This is a genomic window from Vibrio sp. 1CM2L (assembly GCF_023161695.1).
Classification (GTDB): Bacteria; Pseudomonadota; Gammaproteobacteria; order Enterobacterales; family Vibrionaceae; genus Vibrio; species Vibrio coralliirubri.
In genome coordinates this window covers 62,304-75,582 of the sequence record NZ_JALNTT010000009.1, presented here as the reverse complement: position 1 = coordinate 75,582, position 13,279 = coordinate 62,304, and the positions used below count along the sequence as shown (strand labels likewise).

8 protein-coding genes are annotated in these 13,279 nt (G+C 45.3%); 2 read left to right on the top strand and 6 right to left on the bottom strand.

Features of this window, described 5'->3' with window-relative positions; translation table 11 throughout:
• Nucleotides 1–303 precede the first annotated feature (303 nt).
• Complete coding sequence (locus MSG34_RS21810; RefSeq protein WP_017069529.1) at nucleotides 304–1,851, top strand: alanine/glycine:cation symporter family protein; 1,548 nt, start codon at nucleotides 304–306, stop codon at nucleotides 1,849–1,851.
• 159 nt (nucleotides 1,852–2,010) lie between these two features.
• Here MSG34_RS21810 and MSG34_RS21805 read toward each other — a convergent pair whose 3' ends face one another.
• The 5 genes from MSG34_RS21805 to guaB form a co-directional block, all read right to left on the bottom strand.
• On the bottom strand, nucleotides 2,011–2,604 hold the full coding sequence (locus MSG34_RS21805; protein WP_010440610.1) for a GPR1/FUN34/YaaH family transporter: 594 nt from the start codon (nucleotides 2,602–2,604) through the stop codon (nucleotides 2,011–2,013).
• Between the two features lie 1,040 nt (nucleotides 2,605–3,644).
• A complete protein-coding gene (locus MSG34_RS21800) occupies nucleotides 3,645–5,195 on the bottom strand; it encodes a Na+/H+ antiporter NhaC family protein (RefSeq protein ID WP_248339370.1) in 1,551 nt (516 codons plus the stop codon).
• Between the two features lie 273 nt (nucleotides 5,196–5,468).
• Nucleotides 5,469–7,181: a chitinase gene (locus MSG34_RS21795; protein WP_248339368.1), complete on the bottom strand. Its 1,713-nt coding sequence runs from the start codon at nucleotides 7,179–7,181 to the stop codon at nucleotides 5,469–5,471.
• 324 nt (nucleotides 7,182–7,505) lie between these two features.
• Entirely contained in the window at nucleotides 7,506–9,059 is a 1,554-nt protein-coding gene (gene guaA, locus MSG34_RS21790) for a glutamine-hydrolyzing GMP synthase (protein WP_048614358.1), read from the bottom strand.
• A 378-nt stretch (nucleotides 9,060–9,437) separates the two neighbouring features.
• Nucleotides 9,438–10,901, bottom strand: coding sequence for an IMP dehydrogenase (gene guaB, locus MSG34_RS21785; RefSeq protein ID WP_017062496.1), 1,464 nt, complete (start codon nucleotides 10,899–10,901; stop codon nucleotides 9,438–9,440).
• Between the two features lie 269 nt (nucleotides 10,902–11,170).
• Between guaB and xseA the strand changes: the two genes are divergently transcribed.
• The gene (gene xseA / locus MSG34_RS21780) at nucleotides 11,171–12,517 is read left to right on the top strand and encodes an exodeoxyribonuclease VII large subunit (RefSeq protein WP_248339366.1); all 1,347 of its coding nucleotides are present in this window, start codon (nucleotides 11,171–11,173) and stop codon (nucleotides 12,515–12,517) included.
• Nucleotides 12,518–12,629: 112 nt separating this feature from the next.
• Here xseA and ureG read toward each other — a convergent pair whose 3' ends face one another.
• The gene (ureG, locus tag MSG34_RS21775; protein ID WP_004735125.1) at nucleotides 12,630–13,271 is read right to left on the bottom strand and encodes an urease accessory protein UreG; all 642 of its coding nucleotides are present in this window, start codon (nucleotides 13,269–13,271) and stop codon (nucleotides 12,630–12,632) included.
• Between the last annotated feature and the right edge of the window lie 8 nt (nucleotides 13,272–13,279).

The following is a 13,279-nucleotide window of genomic DNA, read 5'->3' as shown; positions in this document are numbered from 1 at the left end:
ATGCTAAGTGGCTTTAACCGCTGTTTTGCGCAATTTCGTTTCTTATGCGCACCTCAAGATCCCCTTTCTGTATTAATCACTATTTATTCACTTTGCAAAACACCAGAAAACACAACCAGTTGCATAGGCAATTAAATAGAACGATTATCGAATTAGCACTAAGCATTAACAAACACCCTCTATAACTTGCTTTATGTCACAGTAATCCTAATGCGCAGTTAAATAATTTAACACTCGGGTTACAAGTGAAGTATTGTGTTGTTCGAAAAACAATCATAAGCAAAACTAACAGGGAAAATACTCATGCAGTCATTCGTTGATTTTTTGAATGGAATAATCTGGAGTCCAGTACTTATCTACCTATGTTTAGGTGCAGGTTTGTTCTACTCCATCATGACTCGATTTGTTCAAATCCGTCACTTCTTTGAAATGTGGCGCTTGCTACTATCGGGTAAAAGCTCATCAAAAGGCATCTCGTCTTTCCAAGCTCTAGCCGTTTCGCTATCTGGCCGTGTAGGTACAGGTAACATTGCTGGTGTTGCTGCCGCTATCGGTTTCGGTGGCCCAGGTGCAGTATTCTGGATGTGGGTTGTAGCCTTCTTTGGCGCCGCGACTGCTTACGCAGAATCTACGCTAGCGCAAATCTACAAAGAAGAAGACGAAGGCCAGTTCCGTGGTGGTCCGGCTTACTACATTGAAAAAGCAATGGGTCAGAAGTGGTACGCATGGATCTTTGCTATCGCGACTATTTTTGCATGTGGTATTTTGCTTCCAGGTGTTCAGTCAAACAGTATTGGTAATGCTGTAGAAGCTGCATTTGGCTCAGGTGACATGATTGAAACAGCTGTCGGTACATTCAGTTTCGCTAAAATTTTCACCGGTACTGTTGTTGCTATCATCCTTGCTTTCATCATCTTTGGTGGTGTTAAACGTATTGCGAACTTCACACAAATCGTTGTTCCTTTCATGGCATTGGCTTACATCATCATCGCGTTCGTTATCATTCTGCTAAACATCAGCCAAGTGCCAACTGTTTTCGCAATGATTGTTGGTGATGCATTCACACCTATGGCAGGCTTCGGTGCTGCAATTGGTTGGGGTGTTAAGCGTGGTGTTTACTCAAACGAAGCGGGTCAAGGTACTGGTCCTCACGCGGCAGCGGCTGCAAGTGTTGATCACCCAGCTCAGCAAGGTTTGGTACAAGCGTTCTCTATCTACATCGATACTCTTCTAGTATGTTCTGCTACAGCGTTCATGATCATCATCACTGGTGCTTACAACGTTCACGGCGGCGCGGAAGGTGTGTTCCTTGTTCAGAACCTAGCAGCAAACATTGGTGCGAATGGTCCTGTATTTACACAGCTTGCTATTGAAAGTGCACTACCAGGCATTGGTAAGCCATTCATCGCATTTGCTCTGTTCTTCTTCGCATTTACAACGATTCTTGCTTACTACTACATCGCAGAAACGAATATTGCTTACCTACGTCGTACCATCAAGATCCCTGGCATGATGTTCGTACTTAAGCTTGTTCTTATCACTGCGGTTTTCTATGGCACAGTCAAAACAGCTAACCTTGCATGGGCAATGGGTGATGTTGGTGTTGGCTTGATGGCATGGTTAAACATCGTAGGTATTCTGATCATCTTCTTCATGTCTAAGCCTGCGCTTAAAGCGCTAGCAGATTATGAAGAGCAACAGAAACAAGGTGTGACTGAGTACACATTCAACCCTGTAAAACTAGGCATTAAAGGTGCTACTTACTGGGAAGAGAAGTACAAGCGTAAAACAGGCAAGTCTCCTGAAGCAGAAGCTGCAGACACTAAACCTGTAGAGCAACCTTCAGCTTAAGATTACCTTAACAAATAGATTGCTTTAATAAATAGATCGCTTTAACTCGCGCTATTAATAACGCATAAAAAAGGGGTTAGCCATTTCGGCTAACCCCTTTTGTTTTATTCATAACCAATAAATGGCTTATAACAAACTAACTGTTCCCGAGTTAGAGTATTAAGCAGCGATTTCTTGTGTTGCCATTTGAGGTGCTTTCTTCTCACCGATAGGCAGTACTGTGCGGCCGTATTCGTTGTTGATTACTTGTGCCATTGCAAAGTAAATAGCTGAAGCACCACAGAAGATACCTTCAAAACCAGCGATAGTGCCGATTAGTTCGCTGCCAGTGAAATCACGAGCTGCAAGTAGGAAGAACAAGATAGTTAATGAACCGAATACTACTTGTTTCGCCACTGGGTAGCATAGAGAACCGATGAACATGAAGCCTGTGAAGATGCCCCATAGTAATAGGTACCAACCCATGAATGCAGCAGGGCTTGCAGGTAGGCCCATGTAAGGCATTACGATTAAACCAACCAAAGACAACCAAAATAGGCCGTAAGAAGTAAACGCAGTTGTACCGAACGTGTCACCACGTTTGAAACACATTGTGCCCACGATAACTTGGCTCAAACCACCGTAAAAAATACCCATAGCAAGAATCATTGAATCGATTGGAAAGAAACCTGCGTTGTGGATATTAAGAAGAATAGTGGTCATACCGAAACCCATTAAGCCTAGTGGCGCTGGGTTAGCTAGTTTGGTCGACATTGCGAATTTACCTTATTAAAGTGGTTGATTAAAAAAAAACGATAAAAGTTATCAGAAAATTTTAATCTATAAACCGTATAACTAGGTAATCCAGTTATCGAAAACTAAGATTGTGTAAATGATCTTATGGAAAATTAGTTTCATAACAATACCAATCAATTCACAGAAACTATAAGTAAGCAGGTTCCCTATCACGCTATAAAAAAGATGCGAGTAACGAGATACGAGATGCGAAAACAGTCTTTAGATTTGAGTAAGCGCCCCCTTAATAGCAAACGTAGGCAACAGAGGACGAGCTCTTCGTTACTCGTTTACTCGTATCCCACATCTACTTACTCGGTCGTCATTCCAGAATCGAGGGACGAGATATCTGGAATCTGCCCTTAGACATAAATACCAACCGTAAACGCCAGAGATTCCCTATCACGTTCGTTCCTCACTGTAGGGAATGACGGTGGTGTGTTTAGGTACGAGTAAACGAGGTTCGGGATACGAAGAGCGTGTTGAGATTGAAGTCAGTGATATGCATATAAAAAGGTACGGGTAACAAGATTCGGGATGCAAAAAGAGTCTTTAGGTTTGAGTAAGCGCCCCCTTAATAGCAAACGTAGGCAACAGAAGACGAGCTCTTCGTTACTCGTATCCCGTATCTACTCACTCAGTCGTCATTCCAGAATTGAGGGACGAGATATCTGGAATCTCGCACTTAGACATAAACACCGACGATAAACGCCAGAGATTCCCTATCGCGCTCGTCCCTCACTGTAGGGAATGACGGTGGTTTGCTTAGATGCGAGTAAACGAGATACGGGATACGAAGAGCATGTTGAGATTGAAGTCAGTGATATGCATATAAAAAGATGCGGGTAACGAGATTCAGGATGCGAAAAGAGTCTTTATATTTGAGTAAGCGCCCCCTTAATAGCAAACGTAGGCAACAGAGGACTAGCTCTTCGTTACCCGTATCTACTCACTCAGTCGTCATTCCAGAATCGAGGGACGAGATATCTGGAATCTCATCCCTCGTTTGTAATCTCAAATTACGCTTGTTGTGGTTTAGATTCAGGCACTTGAGATTGAACTTCTGAAGAAGCGTTTTTACTCGCGTCGCGCTTGGCTAACAGAGTGACAAGAATAAGCTGAGCAACAAGAGCGCCTAACACAACCAATGCACTTCCTGTAAAGCCTGCCACTACAAAACTAATCAGAGCGATAGAGCCGTTCATTAATGCGTAAGGGAGCTGCGTCTTAAAGTGTTCAAACTGATCACACCCCGCCCCGGTTGAAGAAAGAATCGTGGTTTCAGAGATCGGTGAGCAGTGATCACCGAACAAGCCACCTGATAACACGGCACCAATTGCGACGAGAAGCGGAGCATCTATCGCAATCGCGGTTGGAATAACCAATGGCATCATTATCGCGAAAGTTCCCCACGATGAGCCCGTTGCGAATGAAATAATGGCAGACAGCAAGAACGCGACCGCAGGCACTAACCAGTATGGAAAACCACTCTGTGCTTGCTCAGCAATATAAGCCGCTGCACCCAATTCTTTACCGACTGTGCTTAATGCCCAAGCCAATACTAAGATGATCGCTACGGGCATCATGTTTCCCATGCCTTTTAAGTACACAGAAACACCGTCTGAAAGCTTTCTTACGCCGTAGTAAGCCATTAATGAAATTAAGGTAATCGCGGCAAAGAAATAAGCCGATGATAATGCCGCTCTGAATGATGAACCGGCGACCTTTTGGAACGGGAAGCCTTGTGGAACCAACATGGCACACAACACCACCAGCATCACTAACAATGGTGCCCAGACAAAAGATGCCTTTGCATTTTTATGCGAGAACGGATTTAGTGATTCGTTATTCACGCCAGAGTTAATTCCCGCCTGGCAATCACGCTCAGCTTTTGCCATTGGCCCAAAATCTAAACCTTTAACGGACACGAGCGGAACGATGAAAATCGCGAGGAATGCGTAGAACTGAAAAGGAATTGCACCAATGAACGCATCCCAATCAGACATATTGACATTCAACGCCGTAAACTCTTTTTGGATCAGGCTCATGATGTAAACGCCCCATCCAATGAAAGGGATAAGAATAGCGACAGGCGACGAGGTTGAGTCGATGATGAATGCTAGCTTCTGCCTTGAAAGTTTTAGTTTATCGAAAAGAGGACGAAAAACAGGACCAACAATTAAAGGGGTGCCTAAGTCTGAGAAAAATATAACGATTCCACCCAACCATGCGGAGATTTGAGCTTGGCATTTGTTGCTTACCCACTGAGTAACACGTTTTGCAAATGCAACGCCGCCACCGGACTTCTCCATCAAAGCAACAAAGCCACCGATGAATACCAACAGCATAATCACGCCAGCGTTGTAGCTATCAGTCAATTGAGGGACTAGGTAACCCTTAACCATGGTACCAAACGTATCAAGCGGATTGAGTTCGCTGAACATGCCAGTCAGCATCGCAACGCCACTTAGCACGCCAGCAAAAAGGCCGATCACCACATTCCTTGTCGCCAACGACAACACCAAAGTAATCACAATGGGGATGAGTGACGTGATATCTGTCTGTTCCATAGGTACACCTTAACCCTAAAATAAGAGAATAAATATAAATTAAATTTGAATATAAATTCACATCCATCATTTGTACAGAACTTTATCCTCTAACTGGATAATTAGTCTTTAAATGCGCTTCAACATAGTCACATAGACCAATAGCCCTCCTTAGATAGCCAAGTTCGAAACGAAAAAAAGCCGAAAGTAGACACTTTCGGCTTTTGATTATTTATATCATTATGGTCGTACTACTGAACTCGTCGGTTAGACCGCTTTTCAGTATTCAGACGATCAATTACAACTAATTTCATCCCAGAACCAATTCGATTGAACAGGGCTTTCCCATACGCCCGGGCCGTTTTTAGCCACGAAGCACTTACCGTTATGCGTCACTTTATCCCCATTACTCACTTGGCTAACGCCCGCTTGCCATGTGATAAACACCGATGGGTCAACAACGACAGGCGGCTCAGTAACTGGCGGTTCAACTGGTGTTGGGTCTACCGGAACAGGATCAACAGGTGTAGGGTCGACTGGCGCAGGATCGGTGACGACTGGCGGTGTTGGCTCACCTGCCACTAATTTCCAAGGGCCGCCGTTGGCAGGGTCATCCCCTTGTGTCCACCATTTCGCTTCATAGGTTGCGCCGTTGTGAGTCACTTGCTCGCCCGCGTTGTAAACCTTGGTCGCACTCCAACCATTACCACCGGGATCTGTGCCAGGTTCTACCGGATCCAGCTTATCGACTACTTTCACTTCAGGCCAACTCGCATGTGACCCATAAAAATTGGTCACACACTTCTCGTAATCGCCAGCCACCAGCGCGGAATAAGCGGTTTGGAAACCAACAAGCTCACACTCAAATGAATACCCTTCTGGGCGGTCTGCGTAGTATTTCCAGTTACCATCCCAGTTGGTGTACAACACATCCGTTGCTCCGTTGAGATTCAAGCTTCCGTAAGGCGTTTGCTGCCAACATGTATTGGCTTCATCGGCTTCTACAGGAATTTCATAGTGCGCTGCTAACCCTTCCCAATAACGAATACGGTTAACTGGTTGGCCTTTGTCTTTGTTCTGCTCGCCACATTCAATACCACCATTGATCACGTTGATCGTGGTACCAAAGCCATAACCAATACCCGCATCCAATTCGCGTTGAGAGGGAGTCCAAGTACGGTCAATAACATGCAGCATTGCTGGTTTAGGTGCTTGAGGAGTAAGGAAGAACCAGATAGCAGAAGCCAAATTCAACCATGAATCAGCAACCAAGCCTGGATTATTCAATAGCACCGTTGCATCACCATCGAACATCACTTCAGAGAACGCGCCGTAATTAAAATGGTAAGAAAGCTGTTTAGCGCCACGTCCGAAGTAACCCTGCCCCGCAGCACATGGCCAACGGGCATTCTGCCAATCGTTCTGGCCACAACCTGTGGTGTAACCTTCTTGGCCTTCAGACCAACCCATTTCGCGAACATGCACCAGAGCTTGCTGCCATTCTTCGAGAGCTAATGGATTATCAGAAGTGTTGTCTATCGCGATGTGCCCGCCCGTCTCTTGTGAGAAATGAGCAAAGGCTGTGATGATGGATTTTTTACAGATTGCGTCTGAGTCACGGCCATCGGTGTACTCTCCACAGAAGGCTGGGAATTTACCAATCGCACGCAAGAAGCGGGTGTAGGTGTATTCTGGCGCTGCCATCTGAGTGAGAAAGTCCCATTCAGATTGAGGGAACACGCGCTCTACACGCTTTACGTTTTCAGGATTCGAGGGGGAGCCGGGTTCAATCGCTTCAACGATGGTGTTAGGGCGAGTTTGAAGGGCCTGTGACCAGATCGCGTACATAGGATCCGAGGTTTTCGCTTGTTCAGCAGCTTGTAGAGCCGACTTTTCAACAAGGTAACCATTCGGATTTTGCGGATCAGGTTGAATGTTCAAAGACGCATGACTTTGCGCTGCTAATGTGCAGCCCAGTACTGTCGCCAAATATTTGATTTTTAACATGATGGATTCTCTTATCTGTCCTTAATAAGTCCATCAAAGAGTATGCTTCACATGTTAAATGGCCTAGCTGTAGCTGTGTGAATTTATAAAAAGTGCGAGTGATCTTTTTGATACATGGCTCAACACAACAAAGCGTCTCATGGTTTCTTGAGCTGATATCTAGTTTCCAACTCATTTGGTTTCTAGTTATTATTCATTTGATTTCGAGGTATTGCTCATAAGCCTTTAATGTAATGAATCAATATAATCAATCGAAAAGAAAAAAGCCCCGAACTGAGTTCGAGGCTTAAGATCTTAATCAAAACTGGTTAAATCTCTAAGAGATTATTCCCACTCGATAGTTGCTGGTGGCTTACCAGAAATATCGTAAACAACACGTGAAATGCCGTTAACTTCGTTGATAATACGGTTAGAAACCTTACCTAGGAAGTCGTATGGTAGGTGCGCCCAGTGAGCAGTCATGAAGTCGATAGTTTCTACAGCACGTAGAGATACAACCCAATCGTACTTACGGCCATCGCCCATTACGCCAACTGAACGTACAGGTAGGAATACCGTGAATGCTTGAGATACTTTGTGGTAAAGGTCAGCAGCGTGAAGCTCTTCAATGAAGATAGCATCTGCGCGACGCAGTAGATCACAGTACTCTTTCTTCACTTCGCCAAGTACACGAACACCTAGACCTGGACCCGGGAACGGGTGGCGGTAAAGCATGTTGTATGGAAGACCAAGCTCTAGACCGATCTTACGTACTTCATCTTTGAATAACTCACGTAGAGGCTCAACAAGGCCCATTTCCATATCATCAGGAAGACCACCAACGTTGTGGTGAGATTTGATTACGTGTGCTTTACCTGTCTTAGATGCAGCAGACTCGATTACGTCTGGGTAGATAGTACCCTGAGCAAGCCATTTAGCATTCTTCAGCTTCTTAGACTCTTCATCGAAGATATCTACGAATACGTGACCGATGATCTTACGTTTAGCTTCTGGTTCAGCTTCGCCTTCCAGAGCGTCAAGGAAACGATCTTCAGCATCTACTTTGATGATGTTTAGGCCAAACTTGTTGCCGAACATCTCCATAACCTGCTCACCTTCGTTTAAACGAAGAAGGCCGTTATCTACAAATACACATGTTAGTTTGTCGCCGATAGCGCGGTGAGCAAGCATCGCAACTACAGATGAATCAACACCACCAGAAAGACCAAGGATAACTTCGTCGTCACCTACTTGTTCTTTAATACGTGCAACTGCATCTTCAATGATTGAAGCTGAAGTCCACAGACCTTCACAACCACATGCGTTAAGAACGAAGTTCTCAAGCATTTTTAGGCCGTTCTTAGTGTGTGTTACTTCTGGGTGGAATTGTACGCCGTAGTACTTCTTCTCTTCGTTTGCCATAGCAGCGTATGGGCAAGTGTCTGTTTCAGCGATCTTTGTGAAATCAGCTGGGATCTCAACCACTTTGTCACCGTGGCTCATCCAAACATCTTGAGTAGACTCAAGGTCTGCGAAAAGTGCAGATTCGCCAGTCACTTGTACCGCTGCGTAGCCGAACTCACGCTCAGTAGACGTTGCTACTTTACCGCCAAGTTGCTCAGCCATAGTTTGCATGCCGTAGCAGATACCGAAGACAGGAACACCTGAATCAAATACGTACTGAGGTGCACGTGGAGAGTTCTCCTCCGTTACACTTTCAGGACCACCAGATAGGATGATGCCGTCTGGATTGAATTCACGAATATCCGCTTCTTCTACGTCCCAGCTCCAAAGTTCACAGTAAACACCGATCTCACGAATACGACGAGCTACTAGCTGTGTGTATTGAGAACCGAAGTCCAGAATTAGAATACGTTGGTCATGAATATTTTTAGTCATTGTAAGCAGTCTTATTGGCTATGTGATAAAACGGAGGCGAGTTTACTCACCTCTGATTAACTCTTCAAGAAATAAAGCAAACGTTTTCGTTAGATATCTTTAACCACGTGTTTTGAGAGAATCACTCTCTAAACAAAACAGGCGGTAGATATAATACCAATCACAGTAAGTAAGTGTTCAGTAGTAGCGCTGGAAAAAAGCTTGAGAACAAGGCTGCTCTATTCAACAAAGAGTTCTGATAAGTAGTTATTCTACAATCAAAAATTCTAACGAAGTTATCGAGGTTTTTAACAAGCTAGGATGACCAGTTATTTACTACGATTGGTATATTAATGTGCCGACTAAATCAGCACATTATTCAAACGTTTGGACGTATTATTAACCTAAACGGTAGTTAGGTGCTTCTTTCGTGATTTGAACATCGTGTACGTGAGATTCTTTCATGCCCGCACCAGAGATACGAACAAACTCAGCTTTAGTACGCATGTCTTCAACAGTTGCAGAACCCGTTAGGCCCATGCTTGAGCGTAGACCGCCCATCTGTTGGTGAACGATCTCTTTTAGACGGCCTTTGTATGCGATACGACCTTCAATGCCTTCTGGAACAAGCTTGTCTGCAGCGTTGTCAGATTGGAAGTAACGGTCAGAAGAACCTTGAGACATAGCGCCAAGAGAACCCATACCACGGTAAGACTTGTAAGAACGACCGTTGTAAAGAATAACCTCACCCGGAGCTTCTTCAGTACCCGCGAACATTGAACCAACCATCACACAAGATGCGCCAGCAACGATAGCTTTACAGATATCGCCAGAGAAGCGGATACCGCCATCTGCGATTACTGGAATACCGTATTCGTTAGCTACTTCAGCCGCGTCTGCGATTGCTGTTACTTGAGGAACACCAACACCAGTAACGATACGAGTCGTACAGATTGAACCCGGGCCGATACCTACTTTAACCGCACTCACACCTGCTTCGATAAGAGCACGAGCGCCAGCGCCAGTTGCTACGTTACCACCGATGATTTGTAGATCAGGGTATGCAGCGCGAGTTTCGCGGATACGGTTGAGTACGCCTTCAGAGTGACCGTGTGAAGAGTCGATAAGTAGAACGTCTACGCCAGCTTCAACCAGAGCAGCAACGCGCTCTTCGTTACCAGCACCAGCACCAACAGCTGCACCTACACGTAGGCTGCCGCGCTCATCTTTACAAGCGTTTGGTTTACGTTCTGCTTTGTGGAAATCTTTTGCAGTGATCATTCCAGTAAGTTGGAAGTCATCATTTACAACAAGAACTTTTTCAACACGCGCTTCATGCATTTTCTCTTGAACTTCTTCACGAGTTGCACCTTCTTTAACAGAAGCAAGGCGAGCTTTAGGCGTCATTACTACATCAACTTTCTTAGAAAGGTCAGTAACAAAGCGAACGTCACGGCCAGTAATAATACCAACAAGTTCGTTTGTTTCAGTAACAACTGGGAAACCGGCGAAGCCGTGTTTTTGGGTAAGGGCTACAACATCAGCGATTGTCGCGTCAGGGCTTACAGTTACTGGGTGAGAAACCACACCAGCTTCGTAAATTTTAACCTGGCGAACCATTTCAGCTTGCTGTTCAATAGACATGTTCTTGTGAATGAAGCCTATTCCGCCTTCTTGTGCCAGTGCAATCGCTAGGCGAGCTTCTGTCACAGTATCCATAGATGCAGATATCATTGGGATGTTTAGGGAAATATTCTTCGTCAGCTGAGTGCGAAGATCAGCTGTATTAGGGAGAACGGTGGAGTGTGCTGGCACTAGCAGTACGTCGTCGAATGTCAGCGCTTCTTTGGCAATTCTTAGCATTTGCAATATCTCACAATAATAGGAGTAAAAAGAAACAATCCAATCTCATCGTTTCGCCTAATGAGGGCAGCCAATTAAGGAAAATCAAACTGCATTTGGATTAGATATTGCGGACGGATTATACGGCCAACGAAATCGCTTGGCTACACATTTTTGTATTTTTAATTTGCATTTACCCCCTTGCTATGTATTATATTGCCGCTATCTTCCATACTCACGCCCTGTGAGATTCCAAGAAAGACCTTCCTTCAAGGAAAGATAGTGCTTCTATGACTAATCCAAACATCTTTACTGTTTCTCGCCTCAACTCAGAGGTTCGTCTCCTATTAGAAAACGAAATGGGAATAGTCTGGCTCGTTGGTGAAATCTCAAATTTCTCTGCACCTGTCTCTGGTCACTGGTACCTCACGCTTAAAGACTCTCGCGCTCAAGTTAAGTGCGCTATGTTTCGTGGCAATAACCGCCGTGTGACTTTCAAGCCTCAGAACGGTAATCAAGTTTTAGTCAAAGCACGTTTGTCTCTTTATGAGCCACGCGGTGATTATCAACTGATCATCGAAAGCATGCAGCCAGAAGGTGACGGTCAGCTTCAGCAAGAGTTTGAAAAGCTGAAGATGAACCTTGCCGCAGAAGGCCTGTTTGCTCAATCGAATAAGCAACCACTTCCTGAACACCCAAAGCGCGTTGGCGTTATCACCTCGAAAACGGGCGCTGCGCTGTTTGATATTCTTGATGTCCTGAAAAGACGCGATCCTTCATTGCCTGTTGTGGTTTACCCGACCATGGTTCAAGGCGAAGAGGCGGCAATTCAGATTGCTCAAGCGATTGGACGAGCTAACGAACGCAATGAGTGTGATGTGTTGATCGTAGGTCGTGGCGGCGGTTCATTAGAAGACTTATGGTGCTTCAATAACGAGATCGTTGCTCGCACAATTGCAGCAAGCCAGATCCCGATTATCAGCGCAGTTGGCCACGAAATTGACGTCACTATCGCCGATTTCGTCGCAGATATGCGTGCTCCAACGCCGTCAGCTGCTGCAGAATTGGTTAGCCGTGACAACAGTCATAAAGAGCAAGCTTATGCGTCTAAACGCGCTCGCTTAGTCAGTGCGATTCGTCATGTGTTAATCAAACAAGCACAATCCACTCAAACGTTGAAATACCGCTTAGAGAAACAGCACCCGAGCTACCAACTGCAAAAGCAGAGTCAGCAACTTGATGACCTAGACATGCGTTTGCGTCGCGGTATGACTCAATACCTAAAGCAGCATGCACAGCGTGTTGAGCGTAAACAGCACCAGCTTCAGCTGAACTCGCCAGTAAAACGCCTTGGTGAACAAAAGCTACATCTGCAACGTTCAGAGCAAAAGCTATTGGATGCGATGGATAAAACGTTACTAACGACTCGCCACCAGCTCGCTATGGCCGCAGAGAAGTTAGAAACCGTTAGTCCACTTGCAACCCTAAAGCGTGGCTACAGCATTACTCATTCAGCATCGAGCAAGACTGTGTCATCGATTAACGATGTTGAGGTGGGCGAAGTGATCACCACCCAAGTTGAAGATGGTGTGATTGAATCGCAAGTGACAACAAGAGTCGCTAAGAGTGAGCTTTAGGTTCGACTAGAACGTTGAAAATCATTTAAAGCCAGAAAGCCCTACCGATAATCGACAGGGCTTTTTTTGTATCTACTGGCTGCAAAATAAAACAACCGGATTCAAACCTTACTCACGACTCAGTCGTAGAAGGCTCCTTCATGGTCAGCATCCCTTCCGTCACAATAAAGTTGATGATGAAATCTAAACCTTGGCTCTCTTTTAGGTTGGTGAACACGTATGGCTTGGTTGGTCGCATGCGTTGAGTGTCTTGCTCCATCACCTCAAGTGACGCACCCACATACGGTGCTAAATCGATCTTATTGATAACCAGCAGATCAGAACGCGTAATACCCGGCCCGCCTTTACGTGGGATCTTCTCCCCTTCCGCCACATCGATTACATAGATAGTCAGGTCGGCTAACTCAGGGCTGAACGTGGCACTGAGGTTGTCACCACCGCTTTCGACGAATACCACATCAAGGTTCTTATGCAGCTTAGCAAGCTCTTCTACGGCAGCTAAGTTCATCGACGCATCTTCACGGATCGCCGTGTGTGGGCAGCCACCCGTTTCTACACCAATAATACGATCTGGTTCTAGAGCCTCTGCTCGCGTGAGTATCTTTGCATCTTCTTGGGTGTAGATGTCGTTGGTTACCACGGCAATGTTGAGCTTGTCGCGAATTGCCTTACATAGCACCTCTAACAAGGCTGTTTTACCAGACCCTACCGGGCCACCAATACCAATTCGAAGTGGTTGCTTATAACTTTCCATTGTCTACT